The organism is Nonomuraea ceibae, assembly GCF_019396325.1.
Lineage (GTDB): Bacteria > Actinomycetota > Actinomycetes > Streptosporangiales > Streptosporangiaceae > Nonomuraea > Nonomuraea ceibae.
Genome location: NZ_JAHKRO010000016.1, coordinates 50,954 through 75,791, shown reverse-complemented (window position 1 = coordinate 75,791; position 24,838 = coordinate 50,954). Strand labels below are relative to the sequence as shown.

Annotated in this window: 26 protein-coding genes; 11 read left to right on the top strand and 15 right to left on the bottom strand. The window is 71.7% G+C overall.

Annotated features, from left to right (window positions below):
* Nucleotides 1-10: 10 nt before the first annotated feature.
* Nucleotides 11-1,147 carry a sensor histidine kinase gene (locus KME80_RS13925; RefSeq protein ID WP_219505042.1) on the bottom strand — a complete coding sequence of 379 codons (1,137 nt, stop codon included), beginning with the start codon at nt 1,145-1,147 and terminating at the stop codon, nt 11-13.
* 119 nt (nt 1,148-1,266) lie between these two features.
* Between KME80_RS13925 and KME80_RS13920 the strand changes: the two genes are divergently transcribed.
* Nucleotides 1,267-1,461, top strand: a complete 195-nt coding sequence (locus tag KME80_RS13920; RefSeq protein ID WP_219505040.1) for a hypothetical protein — start codon at nt 1,267-1,269, stop codon at nt 1,459-1,461.
* Complete coding sequence (locus KME80_RS13915; RefSeq protein WP_219505038.1) at nt 1,458-2,597, top strand: cystathionine gamma-synthase; 1,140 nt, start codon at nt 1,458-1,460, stop codon at nt 2,595-2,597. Before KME80_RS13920 ends, KME80_RS13915 begins: the two co-directional genes overlap by 4 nt.
* On the opposite strand, the gene KME80_RS13910 is transcribed toward KME80_RS13915, so the two are convergent.
* Together KME80_RS13910 and KME80_RS51800 are read right to left on the bottom strand one after the other, a co-directional pair.
* Complete coding sequence (locus KME80_RS13910; protein ID WP_219505036.1) at nt 2,594-3,028, bottom strand: DUF2269 family protein; 435 nt, start codon at nt 3,026-3,028, stop codon at nt 2,594-2,596. The genes KME80_RS13915 and KME80_RS13910 overlap by 4 nt on opposite strands.
* Before the next feature lie 10 nt (nt 3,029-3,038).
* Complete coding sequence (locus tag KME80_RS51800; protein WP_281426989.1) at nt 3,039-3,164, bottom strand: hypothetical protein; 126 nt, start codon at nt 3,162-3,164, stop codon at nt 3,039-3,041.
* A gap of 156 nt (nt 3,165-3,320) precedes the next feature.
* On the opposite strand from KME80_RS51800, the gene KME80_RS13905 reads away from it, so the two are divergent.
* Nucleotides 3,321-3,743, top strand: a complete 423-nt coding sequence (locus KME80_RS13905) for a DUF6292 family protein (protein ID WP_308125750.1) — start codon at nt 3,321-3,323, stop codon at nt 3,741-3,743.
* Here KME80_RS13905 and KME80_RS13900 read toward each other — a convergent pair.
* From KME80_RS13900 to KME80_RS13890, 3 genes are all read right to left on the bottom strand, one after another.
* Complete coding sequence (locus tag KME80_RS13900) at nt 3,740-5,713, bottom strand: vWA domain-containing protein (RefSeq protein ID WP_219505033.1); 1,974 nt, start codon at nt 5,711-5,713, stop codon at nt 3,740-3,742. The two genes, KME80_RS13905 and KME80_RS13900, sit on opposite strands and share 4 nt — an antisense overlap.
* Before the next feature lie 27 nt (nt 5,714-5,740).
* A complete protein-coding gene (locus tag KME80_RS13895) occupies nt 5,741-6,481 on the bottom strand; it encodes a hypothetical protein (protein WP_219505031.1) in 741 nt (246 codons plus the stop codon).
* A gap of 63 nt (nt 6,482-6,544) precedes the next feature.
* Nucleotides 6,545-7,984: a sigma 54-interacting transcriptional regulator gene (locus KME80_RS13890; RefSeq protein WP_219505029.1), complete on the bottom strand. Its 1,440-nt coding sequence runs from the start codon at nt 7,982-7,984 to the stop codon at nt 6,545-6,547.
* Nucleotides 7,985-8,106: 122 nt separating this feature from the next.
* Here KME80_RS13890 and KME80_RS13885 point away from each other — a divergent pair, with 122 nt between their 5' ends.
* Together KME80_RS13885 and KME80_RS13880 are read left to right on the top strand one after the other, a co-directional pair.
* Entirely contained in the window at nt 8,107-9,279 is a 1,173-nt protein-coding gene (locus tag KME80_RS13885) for an FIST signal transduction protein (RefSeq protein ID WP_219505112.1), read from the top strand.
* Entirely contained in the window at nt 9,276-10,214 is a 939-nt protein-coding gene (locus KME80_RS13880; protein WP_219505027.1) for an ROK family protein, read from the top strand. Before KME80_RS13885 ends, KME80_RS13880 begins: the two co-directional genes overlap by 4 nt.
* On the opposite strand, the gene KME80_RS13875 is transcribed toward KME80_RS13880, so the two are convergent.
* The 5 genes from KME80_RS13875 to hppD form a co-directional block, all read right to left on the bottom strand.
* Entirely contained in the window at nt 10,211-11,038 is an 828-nt protein-coding gene (locus KME80_RS13875) for a hypothetical protein (RefSeq protein ID WP_219505025.1), read from the bottom strand. The genes KME80_RS13880 and KME80_RS13875 overlap by 4 nt on opposite strands.
* Nucleotides 11,035-11,925: a hypothetical protein gene (locus KME80_RS13870; protein ID WP_219505023.1), complete on the bottom strand. Its 891-nt coding sequence runs from the start codon at nt 11,923-11,925 to the stop codon at nt 11,035-11,037. Before KME80_RS13870 ends, KME80_RS13875 begins: the two co-directional genes overlap by 4 nt.
* Nucleotides 11,922-12,257: a PadR family transcriptional regulator gene (locus tag KME80_RS13865; RefSeq protein WP_219505021.1), complete on the bottom strand. Its 336-nt coding sequence runs from the start codon at nt 12,255-12,257 to the stop codon at nt 11,922-11,924. The genes KME80_RS13870 and KME80_RS13865 overlap by 4 nt, the downstream gene beginning before the upstream one ends.
* A gap of 40 nt (nt 12,258-12,297) precedes the next feature.
* The gene (locus KME80_RS13860) at nt 12,298-13,701 is read right to left on the bottom strand and encodes a M1 family metallopeptidase (protein WP_219505020.1); all 1,404 of its coding nucleotides are present in this window, start codon (nt 13,699-13,701) and stop codon (nt 12,298-12,300) included.
* 74 nt (nt 13,702-13,775) lie between these two features.
* A complete protein-coding gene (gene hppD / locus KME80_RS13855) occupies nt 13,776-14,885 on the bottom strand; it encodes a 4-hydroxyphenylpyruvate dioxygenase (RefSeq protein WP_219505019.1) in 1,110 nt (369 codons plus the stop codon).
* A gap of 96 nt (nt 14,886-14,981) precedes the next feature.
* On the opposite strand from hppD, the gene KME80_RS13850 reads away from it, so the two are divergent.
* Together KME80_RS13850 and KME80_RS13845 are read left to right on the top strand one after the other, a co-directional pair.
* Entirely contained in the window at nt 14,982-15,467 is a 486-nt protein-coding gene (locus KME80_RS13850) for an Lrp/AsnC family transcriptional regulator (RefSeq protein WP_219505018.1), read from the top strand.
* Nucleotides 15,468-15,544: 77 nt separating this feature from the next.
* Nucleotides 15,545-17,656: a transglycosylase domain-containing protein gene (locus KME80_RS13845; protein WP_219505017.1), complete on the top strand. Its 2,112-nt coding sequence runs from the start codon at nt 15,545-15,547 to the stop codon at nt 17,654-17,656.
* 147 nt (nt 17,657-17,803) lie between these two features.
* On the opposite strand, the gene KME80_RS13840 is transcribed toward KME80_RS13845, so the two are convergent.
* Nucleotides 17,804-19,768: a thioredoxin domain-containing protein gene (locus tag KME80_RS13840; RefSeq protein ID WP_219505016.1), complete on the bottom strand. Its 1,965-nt coding sequence runs from the start codon at nt 19,766-19,768 to the stop codon at nt 17,804-17,806.
* A gap of 85 nt (nt 19,769-19,853) precedes the next feature.
* Here KME80_RS13840 and KME80_RS13835 point away from each other — a divergent pair, with 85 nt between their 5' ends.
* Nucleotides 19,854-21,005 carry a hypothetical protein gene (locus KME80_RS13835; protein ID WP_219505015.1) on the top strand — a complete coding sequence of 384 codons (1,152 nt, stop codon included), beginning with the start codon at nt 19,854-19,856 and terminating at the stop codon, nt 21,003-21,005.
* Here the strand turns inward: KME80_RS13835 and KME80_RS13830 are convergent.
* The 3 genes from KME80_RS13830 to mca are packed head-to-tail and all read right to left on the bottom strand — an operon-like array spanning nt 21,002 to nt 22,388.
* Nucleotides 21,002-21,295 carry a GNAT family N-acetyltransferase gene (locus tag KME80_RS13830; RefSeq protein ID WP_219505014.1) on the bottom strand — a complete coding sequence of 98 codons (294 nt, stop codon included), beginning with the start codon at nt 21,293-21,295 and terminating at the stop codon, nt 21,002-21,004. The two genes, KME80_RS13835 and KME80_RS13830, sit on opposite strands and share 4 nt — an antisense overlap.
* The gene (locus KME80_RS13825) at nt 21,285-21,461 is read right to left on the bottom strand and encodes a hypothetical protein (RefSeq protein ID WP_219505012.1); all 177 of its coding nucleotides are present in this window, start codon (nt 21,459-21,461) and stop codon (nt 21,285-21,287) included. The genes KME80_RS13830 and KME80_RS13825 overlap by 11 nt, the downstream gene beginning before the upstream one ends.
* Before the next feature lie 42 nt (nt 21,462-21,503).
* Nucleotides 21,504-22,388 carry a mycothiol conjugate amidase Mca gene (gene mca / locus KME80_RS13820; protein WP_308125748.1) on the bottom strand — a complete coding sequence of 295 codons (885 nt, stop codon included), beginning with the start codon at nt 22,386-22,388 and terminating at the stop codon, nt 21,504-21,506.
* A gap of 135 nt (nt 22,389-22,523) precedes the next feature.
* Here mca and KME80_RS13815 point away from each other — a divergent pair, with 135 nt between their 5' ends.
* From KME80_RS13815 to KME80_RS13805, 3 genes are all read left to right on the top strand, one after another.
* Nucleotides 22,524-22,943 carry a DUF4307 domain-containing protein gene (locus tag KME80_RS13815; protein ID WP_219505010.1) on the top strand — a complete coding sequence of 140 codons (420 nt, stop codon included), beginning with the start codon at nt 22,524-22,526 and terminating at the stop codon, nt 22,941-22,943.
* Between the two features lie 108 nt (nt 22,944-23,051).
* Nucleotides 23,052-23,552 (top strand): transcription elongation factor GreA, encoded by a 501-nt coding sequence (greA, locus tag KME80_RS13810; protein WP_219505008.1) that lies wholly within the window; start codon nt 23,052-23,054, stop codon nt 23,550-23,552.
* A 41-nt stretch (nt 23,553-23,593) separates the two neighbouring features.
* A complete protein-coding gene (locus KME80_RS13805; protein ID WP_308125747.1) occupies nt 23,594-24,808 on the top strand; it encodes a C40 family peptidase in 1,215 nt (404 codons plus the stop codon).
* The last annotated feature ends 30 nt before the right edge of the window (nt 24,809-24,838 follow it).

The following is a 24,838-nucleotide window of genomic DNA, read 5'->3' as shown; positions in this document are numbered from 1 at the left end:
GCCCGGGGGCTCAGGTGGGGAACTCGGCCAGGACTTCCCAGGCGCCCTGGGGGGTGGGGCCGGCGCGGAGGCGGCCGCCGAGAGCCTCGACGCGCTCGGCCATGCCGACCAGCCCGAAGCCGCCGCCCAGCCGGGCCACGCGGGGGTCGGCGGCGGAGCCGTAGTTGCGCACCCGCAGCACCACGGCGGCCTCGTACCGCTTGAGCGACGCCTCGATCCACCGCGTGTGCGGCGCGTGCTTGCGGACGTTGGTGAGCGCCTCCAGCAGCACCCGGTGCAGCGTCGTGATCACCTCGGGCGCCAGCGTGCCGTCGCCGAGCCCGGGCCCGATCTCGAAGGCGACCTTCGGCCCCTCCGCCGAGAACCGCTCGGTGAGCAGCCGCAGGTCGCCCAGCGAGGTGCCGGGGGTGCGCGAGGCCTCCTCAGCGCGCAGGACCGTGACCATGCGGCGCATCGAGGTGAGCGCCTCGCTGCCGGCGGATGCGATGGCGTCGAGGGCGGGCACGACGGCGTCCGGGCTGGTCTGCGCGACGGTGCGGGCGGCCTGGGCCTGCACGACGATGCCGGTGATGTGGTGGGCGACCAGGTCGTGCAGCTCCCGGGCGAGCTCCAGCCGTTCGGCGCGGCGTACGGAGTGGACGGCCTCGTTGCGGCGTTCCTGCTGGAAGCGCAGGTAGCCGCCGGCCCCCGCGACCGTCGACCAGCCGACGAACAGCATGAAGGAGAAGACGAACGCCTCGTTGCCCCCGGAGCGCCAGATCGTCTCGGCCATCAGGACGACCAGTCCGGCGCAGGCGAGGATGGCGGCGTTGCGCACGGGTTCGACATGGCGGAGCACGCCGATGATCAGGATGAGCATCGCGCCGGTCTCGGCGGTGCCGGGCACGCCCTGGACGCCGTCGAGCGAGAGGATCAGCGAGGACAGGAACGACAGGCCGAGCAGGGCGGCGTAGGACTCGATGCGGTAGCGGCGGCGCAGCACCACGGCGGTGATGCCGGCGACGCCGCACAGCACGGCGAGGAACTGCAGCCCGCCCGCGCCGACGGCGATGACCAGGTCGAGCATGAGCATCATGCCCAGCCAGCCGAGCATCGCGATCTCGCTCAGCCGGCGGATCCAGTAGACGGCGCGTTTGGATTCCCCCACGGCCTTGAGCCTAAGCCGCAAGTCGGACAGCTCGTATCGACCGATCGGCCGACCCCGGGGCCGAGGGACCGGCCCTTCAGCCGAGGTGGCGGCGGGGGCGCGCGGCGCAGCATGGAGGCATGGTCTTCATCGGATTCGTACTGCTGGGTGTGGGGCTGGTCATCGGGGTGCTGCTGGCGCTGTCGGACCCGGTCCTGCTGTCGCGCATCAACGGCGAGGAAGCCCAGGGGCAGAGCGGCAGGCACATCCACGTCGCCCCACCCCAGGAGCGGGAGGAGGAACGGCGCGCCGCGTCCGTTACCGTGGCCGTATGACCAACGGTTTCGAAACCCTGGCGATCCACGCAGGTCAGGAGCCTGACCCCGTGACCGGCGCCGTGGTGCCCCCGATATACGCCACGTCCACCTACAAGCAGGACGGCGTGGGCGGCCTGCGCTCCGGCTACGAGTACAGCAGGTCGGCCAACCCGACCAGGACCGCCCTGGAAGAGGCGCTGGCCGCAGTGGAGGGCGGGGCGCGCGGGCTGGCGTTCGCCTCCGGGCTGGCCGCCGAGGACACGCTGCTGCGCGCTGTGTGCAAGCCCCAGGATCACGTGATCATCCCCAACGACGCCTACGGCGGCACCTACCGGCTGTTCGCCAAGGTGAACGAGCGCTGGGACCTGCACTACGACCCGGTCCCGCTGGGCGACCTCGACGCGGTGGCCGCGGCGATGACGCAGAAGACGCGGGTCGTGTGGGTCGAGACGCCGACCAACCCGCTGCTCGGCATCGCCGACATCGCCGCGCTCGCCCAGCTCGCCCACGACAACGGCTCGCTCCTGGTCGTCGACAACACCTTCGCCTCGCCGTACCTCCAGCAGCCGCTCTCGCTGGGCGCGGACGTGGTCGTGCACTCGACGACCAAGTACGTGGGCGGCCACTCCGACGTCGTCGGCGGTGCGCTGATCGCCCGCGACCGGGGGCTCGGCGACGAGCTCGCCTACCACCAGAACGCGATGGGCGCGGTGGCCGGGCCGTTCGACGCCTGGCTGACGCTGCGCGGGCTCAAGACGCTGGGCGTGCGGATGGACCGCCACTGCGACAACGCCGAGCGGGTCGTGGACCTGCTGCTCGCGCACCCGCGCGTGACGCAGGTGCTCTATCCGGGGCTGGCCGAGCACCCCGGCCACGAGATCGCCGCCAAGCAGATGAAGCGGTTCGGCGGCATGGTGTCGTTCCGGGTGGCGGGCGGTGAGGAGGAGGCCGTCGCGATCTGCGACCGGACCGAGCTGTTCACGCTCGGCGAGTCGCTGGGCGGCGTGGAGTCGCTCATCGAGCACCCGGGCCGGATGACGCACGCCTCGGCGGCGGGCTCGCCCCTGGAGGTGCCCGGCGACCTGGTGCGCCTGTCGGTCGGCATCGAGACGATCGACGACCTGCTCGCCGACCTGACGCGGGCGCTCGGCTAGCTGCCCGGCACGACCATCAGGAAGAGGATCACCAGCCAGATCACGGTCAGCAGGCCGCTGATGGCGGCGATCCGGCCGACCTGCACCTTCGCGTCGTCGTCCGCGGCCTCGCTCTCCAGGGCCTGGACGGCGCCGCGCAGGTCGCGGTCGACGATGACGAGCAGCACGATGGCGACGATGAACAGCGTCATCGACGCCGTCATGTACCAGGCGCCGAGCAGCCCGCCGCCCATCACCACGCCGAGCACGATGCCGAAGACCAGCACGCCCAGCGAGCCGACGCTGTAGATCCTGGTCATGCGCTGGATGGTGCGGACGACGGGCACGTTCTTCGTACGGATCGCGCGCGGCGCGGCGTGGGTGGCGGCGGTGATCGGCCCGATCGTGAAGATCGCGAAACCGATGTGCAGCCACAGAAGCAGGTCCGTCATGCGGAAGAGACTAGTCGCCGACGATCTCGGTGGGGGACTCGACACTCTCTTTGCCGTCAGGGGAGCCGAGCATGATGAGCTCGGTGACGGCGATGGTGACGACCATCACCAGGATCAGGACAATCATGGCGAGCATGGGACACCCCTCCTTTCCCCCTGCCGGATGTGAATCCGCCGGACGTAAATATCGTCCGTAATGACTAGACGGCCTGGCAACGGAATAAGTTCGCCCCGGGTAAGGTGGATGGCCGCTGGTCTTTCCTTACCGTTTGGGCACAAGGGGGTGCCGTCCGTGGCCATCAAGCACGTCGAGCCGTATTCCGACGAGTGGCTGCAGCAGCCGGTCTGCTACGTGCGCCGGGTCGTCGGGCTGCTCGGCGCCGAGGCCGACGGCTGGTGGGAGGGCCCGTGCGAGCCGCGTGAGGCGACCGTCAGGCTCGCCGACGGCGCCGCGCTGGTGTGGGACGAGGAGAGCGGCTGGCGGCTGGGCCGCTTCGTCTCCGGCGCCCCGGGTCAGCACACGGAGCTGTCCGGCGTCCGCTATCTCGGCGGCGGGCTGCTGCCCCGGCCGGAGCGGGTGCCCGCGGCGCTCGCGGACGCCCGCGCCGGGGTGGGCGCGAGCAGCGCCTGGCGGCCCTGCTACCGCTCGCACCGCAACTGCCGTGACGGGTTCGACGTCGCGCTCGACTTCTACGCGCGGCTCGTCGAGGCCTAACGCGCCCGTCGCACCCGCAGGAAGTCGCTCACCACGTACTCGCCGAGCCGGTCGGCGCTGGGCGAGAAGACGCGCCCGCCGTTGCGCCGCGCCACCTCGTCGACGAACTCCTTGAGCCGGTCGTCCCCGGCCAGCATGAAGACGTTGATCGTGGCCCGGCGCCTGGTCATCTTGTCGACCTCGGCCAGCGTGAGCTCCAGCGTCTCCGGCGAGGGCGGCCACTCGAACGCCGAGCGGCCGTTGCGCAGCAGGTGCGCGGTCGGCTCGCCGTCGGTGACGACGAGCACGACGGGCTCGAAGTCGGGGTGGCGGTCGAGGTGCCGCCCGGCGATCAGCAGCGCGTGGTGCAGGTTGGTGCCCTGGACCATGTCCCAGTCGAGCCCGGCCAGCTCGTCGGGCTGCAGCACGCGGGCGTAGTTGGAGAAGCCGATGATCTGCACGGCGTCCTGCGGGAACTTGGAGGCGACCAGGGCCTGCAGGGCGAGCGCGGTCTGCTTGGCGGCGGCCCACGTGCCGCGCAGGGCCATCGAGTAGGACAGGTCGACGAGCAGGCAGACGGCGGCGGCGCTGCGCCGCTCGGTCTCGGCCACCTCGAAGTCGTCCACGGACAGCTTCACCGCCGTACGCCCTCCGCCTGCCGGGTCCGTACGCAGGCCGCCGGCGCGGACGGCGTTGACCAGGGTGCGGACGACGTCGACGGGCTGCTCGTCGCCGAAGCGCCACGGCCGGGACGACCCGGTGAGCTCGCCCGCCGAGCCCGCGTCGTGCTGGTCGTGGTCGCCGCGGCGGCCGGCGTCGAGCGAGGAGAAGACGCGGCGCAGCGCGGTCTCGCCGAGCCGCCGCACCGCCTTGGGCGTGAGCTCCAGCTTGCCGCGGCGGCGCAGCAGGTAGCCCTGCTCCTCCAACTCCCGTTCGATGCGCTTGAGCGCTTCGAGGTCGTCGACCGCCGAGCGGCCGAGGGCGCGGCGCACGGCGGCCTCGTCGATGTCGTCGAGCCGGGCCCCGGGGTAGTCCTGGCGCAGCGCGCTCTCCAGCCCGCTGAGGTCGGCCAGCTCCTCCAGGGCGGTGACGGCGTCGCCCATGCCCAGGGGCTCCTCGCCGGTCAGCCGTTCGGTGGCGTCCCAGGCGAGGTCGGGGCGGCGCGCGTACAGGGCCTCGCCGAGCCGCCGCATCTGGTCGGCGAGCCCGGCCTGGTCGAGGGTCTGGCTCATGAGGTTGCCGAGTTCCTCGCGCTGGCGCGGGGTCATCGAGGCGAGCATGCGCTGGGTGGCGGCGGCCCGCCGGGCGAGGATGTCGACGAGCTCGTCGAGGTTGCGCGGCTTCTCCGGAAAGAGGTCACCATATTTCGCCATGAAGGAGTCGAAATCCGCCTGCGTGTGCTCGCCACGGGCGTCCTTCTCCAGCATGTCGTTCAGGTCGGCCATCATCTGGCGGACCCGTTCCATCGCCGCCGGGTCGGGGTTCGCCAGCGCCTCGCGCAGCCCCCTGAACTGGGCGTCCAGCACCTCGCGCCGCAGCAGGTCGCGCAGCTCCTCGAAGGTCTGCCTGGCGGCCTCCGAGCGCCACCGGTAGGTGCTCAGCTCCTGGATGGCCCCGGCCGTGTCGTCCGGCAGCGCGTCGAGCTCGGCCTCGCGCAGCCGGGCGTCGTCGGCCGGGTCGGGGAACAGCTCGGCGCGCTCCTGCCCGATGGCCTTGTCCAGCAGCGCCCTGGCCTTCTCCAGCGTGCCGTCGAGCCTGCCGCTCTCACGAAGGTCGCGGCGGCGCCGCCGGACCTCCCTGAGCATGTCGTCCAGGCCGCGCCGGTCCTGGGCGCCCGGCAGGCCGCGCTTGAGCAGGTCGCGCAGGGCGTGGACGGGCGTGGAGCCGGACAGGATGGCGTCGCCCATCTCGTCGAGTGCCGCGCGCACGTCGTACGGCGGGGCCAGGGGGTCGGGGCCATCGTGGTACTCGCCATAGCGGTAGGCCGTCACGCACCCACGCTAACCCGAGATGCCCTGCTATGCGTCGCCGAACACCTCCCACACCTGGAACACCTGGCCGCTGCGCGGCTGATAGTCGATCTGGACCAGCACCGGGTGGCGCAGCTTCTTCAGCGCGGCGGTGAAGTCACCCGCGCCGCAGTGCTTGGTGCCCAGGCCGTCGCGGTCGGCGTTGACCGGCCTGCCGGTTAGCCAGCCCGCGCCGCACCGGGAGGTGACGCGGCTGAAGGCGAGCGCGTGCGTGTAGCCGAGCTTGACGGTCGTGCCGCCCCTGGTGAACAGCAGCGTCCGGTCGCCGGCCCGCTTGACCGTGCCGCGCACGACGCTGAGCTTCGACGGGTACGGCAGGAACTCGGTGACCTTGACCGCCTGGCCGCCGGTGTGGTGGACGCGTACCGCGACGGGGCCGGACGCGAGGCTGTCGGACAGGTCGGCGGCCCCGCACCGGGTCCGGCCGAAGTTCTTGGCGTCGAGCGCGACCCGGCCCTCGGTCTCCTTCAGGCCGCAGGCGACCGCGACCCGCAGGTAGGCGGCCTTGGTGTAGCCGAGGCGCAGCTCCTTGGCCCCACGGATGGCCTTGAGCCGGTAGCTCTTGCGGACGGCCGTGGCCGACTGCGGCAGGATGCGCAAGTGGCCGGCGCCATCGGACCAGGCGTAGCCGTACACGACCTGAGGAGAGGTCTCCGCCGAGGCGGGGATGGCGTAGGCGCTCAGGGCGCACAGGGCGAGGGCGGTGGTGGCGCTGGCGAGCAGTCGCATGGGCGGTTCCCCCCGGACGAAACGGTCAGTCGTCCATTACGACGTGCGGAACCGCCCGAATGTTCACGTCCGGTAGACGGCGACTCCGTCGAGGTCGTCCTTCGACAGCCGGCGCATGAGGTAGAGGCCCTCCATCGCGAACTCCAGCGCCGCCGCCGCGTGCCCGGGGGACTCGTCGCCGGCTCCCATGCCGAGCTTCGACATGATCTTGGCCAGGCCGTCGACGGGGCCGATGCGGCGCAGCAGCTCGCCGGCGGCGACCAGCTCGCCCGACTCCACCTGGGCGCCCTCGGCGAACTTGTCGGTCAGCGGCGACAGGTCCATCGCGCCCAGCCGGGTGCGGAACGTCTCGGCCGTGGCGCGGCGCAGCAGGTGGGCCAGGATCTCGGTCTCCCTGCCCTCCTCGCTGACCTCGAACTCCACCTTGCCGCGCAGGCTGTGGACGACCGGCGCCAGGTCGCACACCCGGGTCACGGCCTGGTCCTCGCCGGTGATCGCGGCCCTGCGCACGGCCGAGGCCGCGGCGGTCTCGGCGGCGGCGATCGAGAAGCGCGCAGACACGCCGGAGCGGGCGTCGACGGCCGTGGACTCGCGGACCAGCCGGGTGAAGCGCGCGATCACCTCGACGAGGTGCTCCGGGACGTCGGCGCCGATGTCCGGCATGGACTCCTGCCGGATCAGCGTCAGCTCGTCCTCGATCGTGAGCGGGTAGTGGGTGCGGATCTCGGCGCCGAAGCGGTCCTTCAGCGGGGTGATGATCCGGCCCCTGTTGGTGTAGTCCTCGGGGTTGGCGCTGGCGATGAGCAGGATGTCGAGCGGCAGCCGCAGGTTGTAGCCGCGGACCTGGATGTCGCGCTCCTCCAGCACGTTGAGCAGCGACACCTGGATGCGCTCGGCCAGGTCGGGCAGCTCGTTGACGGAGAAGACGCCCCGGTTGGTGCGCGGGACCAGGCCGTAGTGCACGGTCTCGGGGTCGCCCAGCCTGCGCCCCTCGGCGATCTTGATCGGGTCGATGTCGCCGATCAGGTCGCCGACGGAGGTGTCGGGGGTGGCGAGCTTCTCGCCGTAGCGCTCGTCGCGGTGCTTCCACGCCACCGGCAGCTCGTCGCCCAGCTCGGCCGCGAGGGCCCGGCAGCGTCCGCAGGCGGGCGCGTACGGGTGGTCGTTGATCTCGCAGCCCTCGACCACCGGGGTCCACTCGTCGAGCAGGCCGGTGACCGTGCGGATGAGCCGGGTCTTGCCCTGGCCGCGCTCACCGAGCAGGACCAGGTCGTGCCCGGCGAGCAGGGCGCGTTCGAGATGGGGCAGGACGGAGTCGTCGAAGCCCACGATGCCGGGAAAACGGGGCTCGCCCGCTCTGAGCTTGACCAGCAGGTTTTCGCGGACCTCGGCTTTGACGGTGCGATGAACGTGGCCGCTCTCTCGCAACTCGCGGAGGATACGAGGCTGATGCACGGGATCGACCCTACGTCCCCGGCGCGCGAAGTGGCAGGGGTTTCGCATCTGGCGGAGATTTCGGATCTTGACCATTGCGTGGCGGTTCGTGTGCGTGCTTGTCCCTTTAGTGGGGAGAATCGGGCCTAGGGAACTTGGACCTGCCGAGGGAGGCGAGAGGCGTGGCAGTCATGACGAGCCGCTTCGCCGACGGCCTCGCCGTGGATTCCGACCTGGTCGAAGCCGCGGAGAGGGCTGTCGGCCAGGCCCTGGCGAGGCTCAGCGGTCAGGCCGACCTGGTCTGCTTCTTCATCTGCGGCGACGATCCCGAGGACGTCGCCAGGGCGGGGGAGCGGGCGATGCGGATGGCCCCCGAGGCGCACGTGATCGGTTGCAGCGCCACCGGCGTGATCGGCGACGGGCAGGGCGTGGAGCTGACGCCCGCCGTGAGCGCGTGGGCGGCCACCCTCGACGGGGCCGAGCTGACCACGTTCGCGCTGGAGACGCTCACGGCCGAGGACAGGTTCGTGGTGGTCGGGCTGCCCGAGCGGACGGCCGACGACCACGTGGCGATCCTGCTCGCCGACCCGTACTCCTTCCCCACCGACGCGTTCGTCGAGCGCTCGTCGGAGGTGCTGGGCGACCTGCCGCTGGTCGGCGGACTGGCCAACGGCCTCCAGGGCAGGGGATCGGTACGCCTGTTCGCCGACGGCGAGGTCTACACCGAGGGCGCCATCGGCGTGCTCATCAGCGGCGCCATCCGGGTGAGCACCGTGGTCAGCCAGGGCTGCCGCCCGATCGGGCCGAGCATGGTCGTCACCCGCTGCGAGGAGAACCTGCTGCTGGAGCTCGCCGGCCAGCCCGCCCTGTCCCGACTGGAGGACATCGTCAGCGACCTGGACGAGGACGACCGCGAACTGGTCGCCGCCGGGCTGCAGATCGGCCTCGCCATGGACGAGTACGCCGAACGGCACGAACGCGGCGACTTCCTCATCAGGGGCGTGATCGGTATCGACCCGGAGCGGGAGGCCGTGGCCATCGGCGACATCGTGGACATCGGGCGGACCGTCCGCTTCCAGGTGCGCGACGCCGCCACCGCCGACGAGGACCTGTACGACGTCCTCGACGCGCACCGGGAAGAGCTCGGCCGCGTCGACGGGGCGCTGCTGTTCTCCTGCAACGGGCGCGGATCGGCGATGTTCGGCACTGCCGACCACGACCCCGTCGCGCTGCGCGACACGCTCGGGCCGATCGGCGTGGCGGGCTTCTTCGCCGCCGGCGAGGTCGGCCCGGTCGCCGGCCACAACCACGTCCACGGCTTCACCGCCTCCGTGCTGGTCTTCTCCTCGGCGAGCGGCGGGTGATCCTCGCCCTCGACATCGGCGGCACCAAGATGGCCGCCGCACACGTGGACCACGACGGCGCCGTGCTGCGCACCCTCCGCGCGGCCACCCCGCAGGACGCCGACGCCGAGACCCTGTGGAAGACCCTCGCCGGCCTCGTCGAACCGCTCGCCGCCGGCGTGACCGGCGTCGGCATCGGCTGCGGCGGCCCGATGACCTGGCCCTCGGGCGAGGTCTCACCGCTCAACATCCCCGGCTGGCGCGACTTCCCGCTGCGCGCCCGGCTTTCCGGCCGCTTCCCCGGCCTTCCCGTACGCATCCACAACGACGCCGTCTGCGTGGCCCTGGCCGAACACTGGCGAGGCGCCGGCCGGGGCGTCGCCGACATGCTCGGCATGGTGGTGTCCACCGGCGTGGGCGGCGGCCTCATCCTCGGCGGCAGGCTCATCGACGGCGGCACCGGCAACGCCGGGCACATCGGCCACATCGTGGTCGAACCCGACGGCGGCCCGCCCTGCGGATGCGGCGGCCACGGCTGCCTGGAGGCCGTCGCGCGCGGCCCCGCCCTCACCGAGTGGGCGCTGGCCCGCGGCTGGACGCCCGGCACCGCCTCCGCAGGCGACGGCCTCTACCGGGAGGACCGCGCGGTGACCGGCCGGGCGCTGGCCGCCGACGCCCTGGCCGGGGATGAGGTGGCGCTCGCGGCGATGCGCCGGGCCGGGCGGGCGCTCGGCATCGCCATCGCCTCCGCCACCCACCTGTGCGACCTGGACCTGGTCACGATCGGCGGTGGGCTGTCCCAGGCGGGCGAGCCGCTGTTCGGGCCGCTGGAGGAGGCGCTGCGCGAGCACGCCAGGATGGCCTTCGCCCACCGCCTGCGCGTCCTGCCCGCGGCGCTCGGCCAGGAGGCCGGGCTGGTGGGGGCGGCGGCCCTGGTGCTGACGGAGGAGCGCTAGGAGCCCAGACCCCACTCGTCCCGGAGCCGGTCCGTGGCGGCCCGGTGCCGGGGGTGGTAGGCGGGGAAGAACTCCTTGCCGCATTCGAGGTCGTCGAGCGCGGAGTCGATCTCCTCGCGCAGGTAGGGCATGGCCTCCTCGCGGGTGAGCGCAGGCATGAACTCCATGCCGGGCTCGGCGCCGGGGTTCTGCTCCCGGCCCAGCGCCGACAGCTTGGCCCGGAAGCGCTCCTCCTCCAGGTGGCTGATCTGGCTCGGCTTCTCCGTGGACACCGGGTATCCCTTCGCGCGCAGGCACGCCGCGTAGTCGCGGGCCAGGGCCACGAGCCGGGGGTCGCTGTCGAACTCGCGCTCGTCGAGGGCCCGGTGCGCCGCCCCGTGCAGCCGGTGCAGGTCGTCGACGGCGGTGACGTCCCTGCCGAGCACGGCCTTGACCGCGCGGGTGAAGCACTCCTGGTCGGCCTGGTGGTAGGCCGTCTGCTGGCTGGCGGACAGGGCCGAGATGTACCGGTCGTTGGGGAAGGAGGGGTGCAGGTCCACACCCCCGGCCTCCTGCGTGGTGCGGTGGACGTAGCCGGAGAAGACGCCGTGGCCGTACTTCTCCCGGTGCCGCCGCATCGACGCGTAGTGGCCGTCGGCGCGCCTCAGGGCTTCGGCCGTCAGCGTGCGGTCCGGCACCCACATCTCGTACTTGAAGCCGCGCTCGGCCATGCAGGCGGCCTTCAGGCTCTCCCAGCGCCACCGCTTGCCGGTGCCGCCGGCCTCGGCGCTGGAGACCGCACAGCCGGCCAGGGCGAGGAGCACGACGAGCGCGAGGACCCTCACAGGACGAGCCTTCGCCGCGCGGTCGCCGGGGCGACCGCCGAGGCCGCGGTGAGGACGGCCAGCAGCGCCCAGTGGGCGATCTCCTGGCGGGAGGCCAGGGACAGGTGCTCGCCGAGCACCGCCGTGGCCGGCAGCAGGTAGACGGCGGCGGCGATCGCCCAGCGGCCGTCGCGTGTCAGGCGGCCCGCGTAGACGGCGGTCACCAGCAGGGCCGTCTCCAGGACGACCCGGACGACGGTCTGCGCGCTCGGGCTCGCCAGGTCGTCCCAGCCGGGGTCCAGCCCGGCGGCCACCGGCAGGACGGCCAGCCACCACCACGACCGCGGCCGTGGCCGTTCGCCTCGTGCGGCCAGCACGAGCAGCCCCAGCACCACCAGCGCGCCGGAGGTGGCCGTGGCGACCGGCCCGGCGTTGCCGTACAGGGCGGGGCCGTCCGCCCACGGGCCGCCCGGGAAGACCGGCAGGAGCGTGCGGTCGAGCCAGGGCTGCCCGAGCGTGACCGCCACGGCCTTGCTGCCGGTGAGCATCATGACCGGCAGCGCGAGCCCGACGCGGCCGCGCAGGACGGCGAGGAAGCCGAGCGCCGCCAGCGCCGTCCACAGGCCGGTCTCGGCCGTGTACGGGATCAGCGCGGCCAGGTTGACCAGCGACAGCGCCAGCACGCCGAGATGCAGGCCGTCGGCCCAGGCCGGGCCGACGGCCGACTCGGTGAGCCGGGCGCGCATCCCGCCCAGCAGCAGGGCGCCCGCCTCGCGCGCCGGCGGGCGGGCCCGGCCCGGTCCGGCGGCGTCGAGGAGCACGTCGAGCAGCTCGTCGCCGTGGTCGGAGCGGTAGCCGGAAGGGTAGGCCCGCAGGAGTAACCGGTAGTGCCGCTCCAGCGGGCTCATCCCGCCGTCGCCCCCAGGTGCCGCCGGGTCACCACGGCGGCGGCCTGCTGCATGCGCCGGGCCTCGGCCTGGACCAGGCCGGTGCCGTCGTCGGTGATGCGGAAGTAGCGGCGCTTGCGGCCGTTGACGATCTCCTCGCGCTCGACCTCGATGACGCCGTTGGCCGCGAGCCGGTCGAGCGCGCCGTAGAGGGTGCCGACCGCCAGCGTGATCCGGCCGTCGGACAGCTCCACCACCCGCTTGAGAATCGCGTGCCCGTGGAGCGGCCCGTCGAGGAGCGAGGCGAGCACGAAGTAAGCCTGCTCGCTCAGGCCCGTCGATCCCTTCGGCATGCGGGCACCATACTTCGATGCCCGAAGTGCGGCAAGAAGATCATGCCGGGCGGCGCGGCTGGAAGAGCCAGGCGTCGAAGAGCGCGTCGAGCTGCTTGCCCGACAGGCGTTCGGCCAGCGCCACGAACTGCTCGGTGGTGACGCTGCCGTAGCGGTGCTCGGCGGCCCAGGTCTTGAGCAGGGTGAAGAACGTCCGGTCGCCGATGGCCCGGCGCAGCGCGTGCAGCGTCATGCCGCCCCGCGTGTAGACGGACTCGTTGAACAGGTCGGCGGGCCTGGCCCGGCCGGGCGGGTAGGACCAGATCGGGTCGGTGGCCGGGCGGGCGTGGTAGGAGGCGAACAGGGCGTCGGCGGTGCGCCGGCCCTTGTGTTCCGACCACAGCCACTCGGCGTAGGTGGCGAAGCCCTCGTTGAGCCACAGGTCCTTCCACCGCTTGATGCTGAGGCTGTTGCCGAACCACTGGTGGGCCAGCTCGTGCGCGATGATGCCGTCGTCGGGCTCGAAGCCGCCGTAGATCGGCTTGGTCTGGTTCTCCAGCGCGTAGCCGGCGGAGAAGTCGTCGACCACGCCCCCGGTCGAGCCGAACGGGTAGGGGCCGAAGACCGTGCTCCAGTAGTCGGTGATCTCGCCCGAGACCCGGTGGAACTTCTCCAGCGTGGAGCGGAACCTGGGGTCGACGGCCGCCAGGTTGGGGATGCCGCCCGTCGTGGTGCCCTTCTTGAGGTGGAACTTCCCGATGGTGGCGGTGGCCAGGTAGGTGGTCATCGGGTGCGTCTCGCGCCACCGGAACGTCGTCCTGCCCTCGCTGGTGCGCGGCTCGCCGCGCAGCTCGCCGTTGGCCAGCGCGGTCACGCCCTCGGGCACGGTGATCTCGAAGTCGAAGGCCGCCTTGTCGGCGGGGTGGTCGTTGCCGGGGAACCAGGTCTTGGCGCCGTTGGGCTCGCACGCCACGAACGCCCCGTCGGGGGTCGGGACGAAGCCGTAGGTGCCCAGGTTGGTGGAGTTGCGCACCGGCTCGGGCACTCCGGAGTAGGAGACCCTGGCGATGAACGGCACGCCGCGGGCCAGCGGGCGGGCCGGGACGACCGTGAGCTCGTCGCCGGCCCGGGTGAACGTGGCGGCGGTCCCGTCGACCCAGACCCCGTGCACGGTGAGGCCCCTGAGGTCGAGGTTGAACCGCGACAGCGGCGCCGTGGCCGTGGCGCGGATCGTGGCCTCGCCGTCGAGCTGCTTGCTCGCGGGCGTGTAGCCGAGCTTGAGCGCGTAGTGGGCGACGTCGTAGCCGCCGTTGCCGTCGGTGGGGAAGTCGGCGTCGCCGATGCCCGCCGCGCCCGCCCGGGCCCCCGCCGGGCCCTCGTCGCGGGCCGCCCCGTCGGACGGCCCGCACGCGAGCACGCTCATCAGGGCGGCCAGCGCCGCGGCCCGCCTCCTGGTGTGCCTCATGACGCGGCTCCCCTTCGTGATCGTCAACTTACGTAACGTAAGCATCCACGAAGGAGCCGCTGATCACCACCGGTTCAGAGGTTGCCCCTGCGCTCCTGCTCGCGCTCGATGGCCTCGAACAGCGCCTTGAAGTTGCCCTTGCCGAAACCGAGCGAGCCGTGGCGCTCGATGAGCTCGAAGAATACCGTCGGGCGGTCCTGCACCGGCTTGGTGAAGATCTGCAGCAGGTAGCCGTCCTCGTCGCGGTCGACGAGGATCTTGCGCTTGTGCAGCTCCTCGATCGGCGCACGCACGTTGCCGATGCGGGCCCGCAGCTCCGGGTCCTCGTAGTAGGAGTCGGGGGTGTCGAGGAACTCCACCCCGGCCGCCCGCATGTGGTCGACGGTGGTCAGGATGTCGTTGGTGGCCAGCGCGATGTGCTGCACGCCGGGGCCGCCGTAGAACTCCAGGTACTCGTCGATCTGCGACTTCCTGCGGCTGACGGCCGGCTCGTTGAGCGGGAACTTGACCTTGCGGGTGCCGTCGGCCACGACCTTGGACATCAGCGCCGAGTATTCGGTGGCGATGTCGTCGCCGACGAACTCGGCCATGTTCGTGAAGCCCATGACGTTGCGGTAGAACTCCACCCACTCGTCCATCTTGCCGAGCTCCACGTTGCCGACGCAGTGGTCGACGGCCTGGAAGAGCCGGCCGGACTTGGTGGCGGGCGGGGCGACCAGCGGCTCGGCGGCGACGTAACCGGGCAGGTAGGGGCCGCCGTAGTTGGACCTGTCGACGAGCGTGTGGCGGGTCTCGCCGTAGGTGGCGATCGCCGCGAGCACGACCTTGCCGTGCTCGTCCTCCACCGTGTACGGCTCGTCGAGGCCGCGGGCGCCGTGCGAGACGGCGTGCTGGTAGGCCGCCTCGACGTCCGGCACCTGGATGGCCAGGTCGATGACTCCGTCACCGTGCGCGGCCACGTGCGCGGACACCCCGGTGCCCGCCCGTACGGCGCCCCGGAACTCGAACGTGGCGCTGCCCGAGGTCAGCACGTAGGCCACCTCGTCCCGGCTGCCGTTCTCGGGCCCTCGGTAGGCGGTCAGCTTCATGCCGAACGCCGTGGAGTAGTAGTGGGCGGCCTGCTTGGCGTTGCCTACGGCGAAGACCACTGCATCCATGCCGTTGACCGGAAAGACATCACTCATGCCACTAACTCTCGATTTACCTGGGCGAGTTGTGCAAGAGTTACGTAGATGAGTGGACAATCTGCCCAATCCTGGGTGTGAAGCACCGGAGAACCTGTGACTATTGACCACCTCGACGCGCGCCTCATCGCTCTCCTCGCCGCCGAGCCGAGGCTGGGGGTGCTGGAGTGCTCGCGCCGGCTCGGGGTCGCCCGCGGCACCGTGCAGGCCCGGCTCGACCGGCTGATCGCCCGGGGCGTCATCACCGGGTTCGGCCCCGACGTGTCGACCGTGGGGCTGGGCTACGACGTCACCGCGTTCGTGCTGATGGAGATCCGGCAGGTCGCCGGGCACGACCCGGTGGCCGACCGGCTGGCGCTCATCCCCGAGGTGCTGGAGGTGCACACCATCACCGGAGGCAGCGACCTGCTCTGCCGAGTGGTCGCCCGGACCAACTCCGACCTGCAGCGCGTCATCGACCAGATCGTCGGTGTGCAGGGAGTTCTCCGGACTTCTTCGATCATCGCCCTGGACACCCCTGTTCCGTACCGAGTGCTGCCTTTGGTGGCCGATGTCCCGCGCAGGGAGGGTCAACGGTCGTAGCATCGGCTCAGGACGATGCACCGTTATCGATCGTTTACCCTTGACGTTCGCGCCGAGGACCAGGGGAGGGCGGCACGATGCGAAAGCGGCGGTTGCTGCGATTCCTGCTGATCACGGCCGGTGCCGGCCTCGTCGTGCTGGCCGCGCTGTTCGGCATCGCGTGGGCGATGACGCCCATTCCCGACAGCACGCAGAAGGACGCCACCGCCCAGGGCTCGGTCATCTACTACCGCGACGGCAAGAGCGTCATCGCCCGCCAGGGCATGAACCGCCGGGTCGTCACCCTGGACAAGGTGCCCGAGCACGTGCGCGACGCCGTCATCGCCGCCGAGAACCGCTCCTTCTACGAGGACGGCGGCGTCTCGGTCAAGGGCACGACCAGGGCGCTGTGGTCCACGCTCACCGGGCAGCAGCTCCAGGGCGGCTCGACCATCACCCAGCAGCTCGTCCGCAACTACTACAGCGGCCTGAGCCAGGAACGGTCGGTCACCCGCAAGTTCAAAGAGATCATGATCTCGCTGAAGGTCGACCAGTCCAAGTCCAAGGACTGGGTGCTGGAGCAGTACCTCAACACCATCTACTTCGGGCGCGGCGCCAACGGCGTCCAGGCCGCCGCCCAGGCGTACTTCGGCAAGGACGTCGAGGACCTGAGCATCGCCCAGGGCGCCTACCTGGCCGCGGTGATCCAGCAGCCGAGCCGCTTCGCCGACCCCGAGGGCCCCGACCTCGACGCCGCCGAGGCCCGCTGGCGCGCGATCGTCGACGCCATGGTGGAGACCCGCGCGCTCACCCCGGCCCAGGCCGCCGAGCAGAAGTTCCCCAAGCTCAAGGCACCCAAGAAGCCGTTCCAGCTCAAGGGCCAGGCCCAGTACATGCTGGAGCAGGTCACCGCCGAGCTCAACCGGCGCGGCTACACCGACGAGGACATCAACGGCGGCGGCCTGAAGATCGTCACCACGTTCGACAAGGACCTCATGGCGGCCGCCGAACGCGCCGTCAAGGAGACGCTGCCGGACAACCTGCCCAAGAAGCTGCGCACCGGCCTGGCCGCCGTCGACCCGGCCACCGGCGAGGTCGTCGCCTTCTACGGCGGCAGCCCCAGCAAGTCCAAGTACGACAACGCGTTCTCGGCCAAGGTGATGGCCGGCTCCACGTTCAAGCCCTACACGCTGGCCGCCGCGCTCGACAACGGGTTCGGCCTGTCGACCAGGGTCAACGGCAACTCGCCGATGCGGGTGGCGTCCGACCCGGACAACCCCATCCCCAACGACAGCGGCCGCTCCTACGGCCGGATCGACCTGGTCTCCGCCACGCAGAACTCGGTCAACACCGCGTTCGTGGACCTCGCGCAGAAGGTCGGCCCCGAGAAGGTCGCCGCCACCGCCGAAGCGATGGGCATCCCGGCCGCCCAGCTCGCCCCGCACGTCCAGGCCGCCACGTTCCCGCTGGGCGTGGCCTCGGTCAGCGCCGTGCAGAACGCCTCCGGCTTCGCCACCTTCGCCAACGGCGGCGTCCACATGGAGACGCACGTCGTCAGGAGCGTCACCGACGCCGACGGCATGAAGGACGTCGTCAAGCCCGAGGCCACCCGCGCCGTCAACGAGCAGGCCGCCGCCGACGCCGCCTATGCGATGCAGCAGGTCGTCCAGTACGGCACGGGCACCGCGGCGCGGCTGTACGACCGGCCGGTCGCGGGCAAGACGGGCACCACCGACGACTCCCGCGCGGTGTGGTTCAACGGCTTCACGCCGCAGCTCGCCGTGGCCGTCGACATGTTCCGCGACGACAACAAGACCGTGAGCATCCCCGGCTACGGCGTGCAGTTCGGCGGCCAGCTCCCGGCGCGGATCTGGCGGGCGTTCGTGGCCGAGGCGATGGAGGGCGAGCCGGTCGAGCGCTTCCCCGAGCCGTCGCGCTACGGCTACCAGCCCGACTACGGCGAGCCCCGGCACGACCAGCGGCGGCCCGAGACGCTGCCCACCGACGGGCCGGAGCAGGAGTGGACGGAGACGCCCGACTCGCCCGACGCCACCGAGCCGCCGATCCCCGAGCCCACCACCGAGCCCGACACGCCCGACGAGCAGTCGCCGACCGTCCCGGACGAGCAGCAGGGCCCGCCGACGCAGGCGCCGGCCGAGCCCACGGGCGGCCCGCCCGACGACGGCGGCCGCCCGGAACCCGTCCTCTAGCCGGGCCGCCCACACGCCCTGATCGTGTGGGGACCGGCGTCCCTCCGGCCGCTGTGGAACGTTCTGCGGCTCATCCGCTGCCTCTCCCCGTCGGTGCGTTTCACCCCGACGTTAGAGAGCGCGTGTTGGGAACCTGTTGGTGCCCGGTCAGCCCCCGGAGCGGTCCAGCTGCGCCCGCAGGTCGGCGGCCGTGGTGACCGGCAGCTTGCAGGCGAAGCCCTCGCACACGTACGCGGCCGGCGCCCCGGCGACCAGCCCGCGCTCCTGGAGCAGCGGCACGGCGTCAGGCGTCGACCCGGAGCCCAGCGCCACGACGGCGCCCGGCGCCCCCGCCAGGTAGGCCGCCTTGTGCAGCTCGGCGGTGCGCGGGTCGTCCGGCGGACCGACGACCGCCACCTCGACCGGCCCGTCGAGCGCCGCCCGCGCCACGGCCAGCCCCCACCCGGCGAACCGGGCGTGCTTGCCGGCCAGGACCGACACGGTGCCTAGCGCGGCGTGGGCCGCCTCGCGGTGCCGGGCCGAGCCGGTCAGCGCGGCGTAGGACAGCAGCGCGCCCGCCGCCGCGTACTGGCCGGACGGGGTGGCGTTGTCGGTCGGGTCCTGGGGCCGCTGGAACAGCCGCTCGGCGTCGTCGGCGGTGTCGTAGAAGCCGCCCGTCCCGTCGCCGAACCTGTCGAGCACGGTGCCGAGCAGCGTCTCCGCCAGCCGGAACCAGCGCGTCTCACCGGTCACGCCGTGCAGCGCGATCAGGCCCTCGGCCAGGTTCGCGTAGTCCTCCAGCACGCCCGCGTTGGCCCCCGCCCGCCCGTCGCGGGAGGTGCGCAGCAGCCTGTCGCCCTCGACGTGCACCTCGTGGAGCAGCACGGCAGCCGAGGTGGCGGCCTCGACCAGGTCGGGCCGGTCGAACACGATCCCGGTCTCGGCCAGCGCGGCGATCGCCAGCCCGGTCCAGCCGGCCACCACCTTGTCGTCGCGGCCCGGCCGTACGCGCTCCTCGCGGGCGGCCAGCAGCCGGGCCCGCACGCTGTCGAGCCGGGCCGTGTCGGCGGGGTCGGACAGCAGTTGCAGCACCGACGTGCCGTGCTCGAACGTGCCCGTCACCTCGAACACCCCGGCCGCCCAGGCGCCGTCGTCGTCGCCGAGCACCTCCCGGAGCTGGTCGGGGGTCCAGACGTAGAACTTGCCCTCCTCGCCCTCGCTGTCGGCGTCGAGCGCCGAGGCGAACCCGCCCTCGGGCGTGCGCATCTCGCGCAGCAGCCAGTCGGCCGTCTCCAGCGCGATCCGCCGGGCCAGTGGGCCGCCGCCGGCGACCCACCAGTGGGTGTAGACGCGCAGCAGCAGCGCGTTGTCGTAGAGCATCTTCTCGAAGTGCGGCACCACCCAGCCGGCGTCGACGCTGTAGCGGGCGAACCCGCCGCCGAGCTGGTCGTACAGGCCGCCCCTGGCCATCGCCTCCAGCGTGCGGCCGCTCATCTCGCGCTCGCCCGAGCGCAGCAGGAACTCCAGCACCATCGACGGCGGGAACTTCGGCGCGCCGCCGAAGCCGCCGCGGACCGGGTCGTACGACTCGCGCAGGTTGGCCACGGCCTGCTCCAGCGTCCGCGCCGTCGGCAGCGGGCCGCTGGGCAGCGTGGTGCCGGAGCCGAGCACCTCGACGACCTTCGCGCCCTGCTGGAGCACGGTCTGCCGGTCCTCGGTCCAGGCCTGGTGCAGCCCCAGCAGCAGCCGCTGGAACTGCGGGCGCGGGAAGTAGGTGCCGCAGTAGAAAGGATGCCCCTCGGGGGTCGCGAACACCGTCATCGGCCAGCCGCCCTGCTGCGTCATGGCCTGCGTGGCGCTCATGTAGACGGCGTCGACGTCGGGCCGCTCCTCGCGGTCGACCTTGACGTTGACGTAGTGCTCGTTCATCAGCCGGGCGGTGGCCTCGTCCTCGAAGCTCTCGTGCGCCATCACGTGACACCAGTGACACGCCGAATAGCCGACGCTGATCAGCAACGGGACGTCGCGGCGCCGGGCCTCGCTCATCGCCTCCTCTCCCCACGGCCACCAATCGACCGGATTGGCGGCATGCTGCAGCAGATAAGGGGAGGTCGAGCCGGCGAGCCTGTTCACACAGCCAGGCTCTCACACGCCCGGGACCCACCCGTTATCGGCGGACCGGTGTTTGCGAAGGCGGCGGGGGCGTAGTTTACGGATCGTGGATCTCGACTTCGTCTGCGCGCACGCCGGCCGCGCCCCGGCCGCGCTCACCCGGCGCGACGTCGCCCGCGCCCTGCTGGCCGTGGCCTCCGGGGTGGCGCTGGTGGCGCTGCCCGACCTGCGGCGGGCGATGATGGCCGCGGGCAACCCGCTGTCCGCGCGGTTCTGGGACTCGGCCAGATCGGCGCTGAGCTCCATCGAGTCGGGCGCCGCCACGGTGGGCGACGTGCAGCGCTGGGTCGAGTCGACGGGCACCGAGCCGATCCTCATGACGCCGAGCTACTTCGTGTGGCCGGAGGAGGACGAGCGCGGGCCGGTGGCGCAGGAGATGTTCGGGCGGCTGGTGGCCTACCTGGAGGAGCGGGTGCGCTCGGGCGAGATCGACCCCGACGCGCTGGCGGCCGGCGACCAGGGCGCGCGGCGCGCGTACGAGGAGCTTCAGGAGCGGTGGCTGGCCACGCCGCTGGCCGACGGGCGGGTGCCCGGGTTCGCGGTCAGCGACGAGCAGGACGAGGAGCTGTTCGCGGCGTTCGACGAGGAGGAGGCGTTCGCGCTGTCGGAGCTGCGGCGCATCCTCGGCGAGCTGGACAAGCTGCCGGAGCTGCCGATCGCGGAGCTGGACCGGGCGGCGACCCGGCTGCGCGAGCTGCTGGGCGAGCCCGGCTATCCGGGCAACGTGCTGCGGGCCTGCGCGGGGTTCGACGAGCGGCCGCTGCCGGTCGACGAGGCGGAGTTGTGGCTGTCGGTGGCGGCGGGCATCGCCGGGCCGGTGTCGGACCTGTCGGAGGAGAGCGACCTGCTGGAGGAGTTCGCCGACCTCGACCGGGAGGTGAGCGTCGAGGACTCGGTGCTGGCCAACCTGTGCGCGCTCCAGCACGCCGACTGGCTGGCCGCGGTGGCCGCGCTGACGCGGCTGGGGCCGGGCGCGCCCGCGTCGCCGGAGCGGATCGCGGTGCTCATCGCCGAGTCGGAGGACATCGACGGCTACGACGAGGACCCGGGCGACCTCGACGCGACGGAGGCGCTGTTCGTGCCGGTGGTCGCGCTGTGGGCGCAGCTCGGCATCGTCGACGAGGACGAGAGGCTCACGCCGCTCGGCTGGTGGGGCCTGCCGATGGCGCTGGAACGCGCCTGGTCGCCCGCCGACTAGCTGCCGGGCTGGTCGCCGAGCAGGCTCTTGAAGTCGGGGTGGCGCTCGATGTAGGAGGCCACGTAGGGGCAGAGCGGCTGCACGGTCAGGCCGGTGTCACGCGCCGCCTCCAGGGCGTGCTTGACCATCCGGCCCGCCAGCCCCTGCCCCTCGTGCTCGGGCGCGACCTCAGTGTGGGTGAAGACGATCTTGGTGGGCAGCAGGCGATAGTCGGCGAACCCGGCGACCTTGCCGTCGACGAGAACCTCGAACCGGCTCTCCGCCGAGTTGTCGACAACTTCAATCGGCATTTTTCACGCTTTCCTGCTGCCGAAGCTCGGCCTCGTAAGGCACCTCGATCTTCGAGATCTGCTTGTTCATCGACTTGATCAGCAAATAGAGCGCGAAGCCGATGAGAGCCACGACGGTGAAGCCGAGGATGCCCGGACTGATGTCACCTGCTGCTAGAACGGTCACACCTCCAGTCTGCCACCTGGGGGTGGTGCTCCGACCGGCGCCTCAGTGGCAGGCGGGGGAGGTCTCCTCGGCGTGGATCCCGGCGAACAGGTCGTCCTCCGGCAGCTCGGTGTCGACCAGCGAGCGCGCCAGGTGGTAGTCCTCCGTCGGCCAGATCTCCTCCTGCAGCTCACGCGGGCAGACGAACCACCAGCCGTCGGGGTCGACCTGGGTGGCGTGCGCCTTGAGCGCCTCGTCGCGGATCGCGAAGTACTCGCCGCACGGCACCTTCGTGGTCACCTCCCACTTGGCCGGCCGGTCCTCCCAGCGGGAGATCCAGTCGGCGTACGGGGAGCCCATGTCGCGCGCGGTCATCGCCTCGTGCAGCGCCTCGAAACGGGCCCGGTGGAAGCCCATGTGGTAGTAGAGCTTGAGCGGCTGCCACGGGTCGCCGGTGCCCGGGTAGCGGTCGGGGTCGCCGGCCGCCTCGAACGCCTCCACCGACACGCGGTTGGTCATGATGTGGTCGGGGTGCGGGTAGCCGCCGTCGTCGTCGTACGTGATGATCACGTGCGGCCTGAACTCGCGCACGGCCGCCACCAGCGGCGCCGAGGCGTCCTCCAGCTTCTGCAGCGCGAAGCAGCCCTCGGGCAGCTCCTCCTCCTCGCTCTCCGGCAGCCCCGAGTCGACGAAGCCGAGGAAACGCTGCTGCACGCCCAGGATCTCGCGGGCCCGGTCCATCTCCGCGCGGCGGACCTCGGCGATGTTGGCCACGATCTCCGGCCGGTCCATCTTCTCGTTGAGCACGGAGCCGCGCTCGCCGCCCGTGAGCGTGCAGACCAGCACGTCAACGCCTTCGCGGACATATCGCGCCATCGTGGCGGCGCCCTTGCTCGACTCGTCGTCGGGGTGGGCGTGGACGGCCATCAGCCTCAGCGGTGCACTCACGGGCTCGATGTCTCCTCAGTAGGGACCGATCAGTTGCCCAGAGAGGTTAGTTTCTGCTGGGCGGTCGCGAGGGCGTGACCCCCGCGGGCGACAATTGTCTCGGATAACGCTCAGGGAGTGCAGGGAGATTCCGCCATGGCCACCAGAGATGTCGGGAACGGACCCGTTCTCGGCACACCCGCCGACTTTCCGGACCGTCCCGAGCGGGGCGGCCGGCTCGTCGTGCACGTCGTGATCGGGGTGCTCGTGGCCATCGTCGCAGGTGGCTGGGGTTACGTGATGTGGTCGATGACGGGCACCGCGACGGGCGCCAAGGCGCAGGTGGTCTCGTTCCGGATCGAGGATCAGGCCCGGGCCGAGGTAACCTTCACGGTGCACAAGCCCGACGACCGCTCGGCGGTGTGCCGGATCAGGGCCACGGACGTGAACCACGGGGAAGTAGGCAGCAAGGAAGTAAGAATTCCGGCTGGTGAGGGTAGTAAGCCCCGCAAGGAGCGCCTGGACACCAGTGCCCAGGCGACGTCTGTCCACGTCCAGTACTGCAATCTCGTATAGTGAGACATTTGGGGAAGCGTTCCAGCCGTTGACTTGTTAGCCTTTCGCAATTCAACCGTACGCGACCTTCAGTGATCTCAGGGCCCCCTAAGCAAGCAAGGAGAACCCGTGGCCGACTCTCGCGATGAGAACGTCACATGGCTGACGCAGGAGGCGTACGACCGCCTGAAGGCCGAGCACGAATATCTCTCGGGGCCCGGGCGCGTCGACATCGCCAAGAAGATCGAGGCCGCCCGTGAAGAGGGCGACCTCAAGGAGAACGGCGGTTACCACGCAGCCAAGGACGAGCAGGGCAAGATGGAGGCCCGGATCTTCCACCTCCGTCAGATCCTGGACAGCGCGCAGGTCGGTGAGGCACCCAAGACCGAGGGCGTGGTCGGCCCCGGCATGACCGTGACGATCCGCTTCGAGGGCGACGACGACGAGGTGACCTTCCTGCTGGCCTCCCGCGAGGAGAGCGGCGCCCCGATCGACGTCTACTCGCCCAAGTCCCCGCTGGGCGCGGCGATCAACGGCAAGAAGATCGGTGAGAAGGCGACCTACAGCATGCCCAACGGCCGCCAGAACACCGTCGAGATCCTCGAGGCTGTGCCGTACATCGGCAACTGACCCCCGCAGACCGGCACCGCCGGGCCCACGACGGCCCGGCGGTGTTCACGCGTGCCCCCTCGGGCATCCGGCAGGACCTCAGCTTCCTGGTCAACACCCCCAGGCGGCGTGACCACCGCAGGCTGATCCCGTTCATCGTGGTGGCGCTGGTGGCCGTGCTGACGGCTGACGTGCTGCTGCTGGCGGAGATCGAGCGCCCCGCGCCGCAGCCCGTCGCCGCCGAGCCCGTACGTCCCCGCCCGGCGCCCCGGCAGAGCCTGATGGCCGGCACGAGGACGGTCGAGCCGGTCAAGCCGCTCGGCACGCTGCACAAGCCGCACCTGTTCGTGGTGACGCGCAAGCCGTTCACCGCCAAGCAGTTAGCCAAGATCGCCAAGGTGCCCGGCGTGCGGGCGATGGAGCTCGCCGACGCCGCCAGCATCACGCTCGACGGCAAGCGGGTGCAGACGCTCGCGGTGTCGCCGTCCACGTTCCGGGCCTACACCCCGAAGGTGACGGCCGCCTCCGACCCGCTGTGGTCGAACGTGGCCGCCGGGGACGTGGCCGTGTCGTTCGTGCTCGGCAACGACGGCGGGCTGACGCTGCACAGCAGGGTGAGCGGGCCGCGCGGGCCGCTGCGGATCGGCGCCTACGCCACCACCGGGCTCGGCGCGGTCGACGCGGTGGTGTCGCGGGAGACCGGGCGGGCGCTCGGCCTGCCGCGCGACAACGCGCTCATCATCAGCGCGCCCAAGACCAACTCGGCCGAGCTCCAGCGCCGGGTGATGAAGCTGCTGCCCAAGGGCACCCAGTCGGCCATGGTCAACCCGGTCCTGCCGCCGACGCGGGCGCGCGAGCGCAACTGGCCGACCGGCTCGTTCATGACCGGCGAGCAGCTCACGGTCGCGCTGGAGGCCGCCGCCTCCAAGCTCGGCCGTCCGTACGTGTGGGGGGCCGAGGGGCCCGACACCTTCGACTGCTCGGGGCTGGTCCAGTGGGCCTTCGCGCGGGCGGGGGTGCGGATGCCGCGCGTGACGCACCAGCAGTGGCTGACCGGCCCGCAGGTGCCGCTCTCCCAGGCGCAGCCCGGTGACCTGCTGTTCTGGCGCAACGACCCCACCAACCCGGCCTACATCTCGCACGTGGCCATCTACTGGGGCAAGGGCAAGATGCTGCACGCGCCGCGCACGGGCGACGTGGTCAAGATCGCACCGATCAGCACCCGCAACCTGGCCGGCGTGGTGCGGGTGAGCCCGCAGGCCGCCGGGCGGGTCTGAGCGGTTCTCCCTACGGATACCCGATGGGCT

Excerpts from the sequence above, each read along its gene's own strand:
- KME80_RS13845 (WP_219505017.1), top strand. The coding sequence starts at position 15,545 with ATGCGAAAGCGGCGGTTGCTGCGATTCCTGCTGATCACGGCCGGTGCC.
- KME80_RS13815 (WP_219505010.1), top strand. The coding sequence starts at position 22,524 with ATGGCCACCAGAGATGTCGGGAACGGACCCGTTCTCGGCACACCCGCC.
- KME80_RS13870 (WP_219505023.1), bottom strand. The coding sequence starts at position 11,925 with ATGAGCCCGCTGGAGCGGCACTACCGGTTACTCCTGCGGGCCTACCCT.
- hppD (WP_219505019.1), bottom strand. The coding sequence starts at position 14,885 with ATGAGTGATGTCTTTCCGGTCAACGGCATGGATGCAGTGGTCTTCGCC.
- KME80_RS13890 (WP_219505029.1), bottom strand. The coding sequence starts at position 7,984 with ATGCGAAACCCCTGCCACTTCGCGCGCCGGGGACGTAGGGTCGATCCC.
- KME80_RS13860 (WP_219505020.1), bottom strand. The coding sequence starts at position 13,701 with ATGAGGCACACCAGGAGGCGGGCCGCGGCGCTGGCCGCCCTGATGAGC.
- KME80_RS13865 (WP_219505021.1), bottom strand. The coding sequence starts at position 12,257 with ATGCCGAAGGGATCGACGGGCCTGAGCGAGCAGGCTTACTTCGTGCTC.
- KME80_RS13830 (WP_219505014.1), bottom strand. The coding sequence starts at position 21,295 with ATGCCGATTGAAGTTGTCGACAACTCGGCGGAGAGCCGGTTCGAGGTT.
- KME80_RS13915 (WP_219505038.1), top strand. The coding sequence starts at position 1,458 with ATGACCAACGGTTTCGAAACCCTGGCGATCCACGCAGGTCAGGAGCCT.
- KME80_RS51800 (WP_281426989.1), bottom strand. The coding sequence starts at position 3,164 with ATGCTCGCCATGATTGTCCTGATCCTGGTGATGGTCGTCACCATCGCC.
- KME80_RS13920 (WP_219505040.1), top strand. The coding sequence starts at position 1,267 with ATGGTCTTCATCGGATTCGTACTGCTGGGTGTGGGGCTGGTCATCGGG.
- KME80_RS13910 (WP_219505036.1), bottom strand. The coding sequence starts at position 3,028 with ATGACGGACCTGCTTCTGTGGCTGCACATCGGTTTCGCGATCTTCACG.
- KME80_RS13885 (WP_219505112.1), top strand. The coding sequence starts at position 8,107 with ATGACGAGCCGCTTCGCCGACGGCCTCGCCGTGGATTCCGACCTGGTC.
- KME80_RS13895 (WP_219505031.1), bottom strand. The coding sequence starts at position 6,481 with ATGCGACTGCTCGCCAGCGCCACCACCGCCCTCGCCCTGTGCGCCCTG.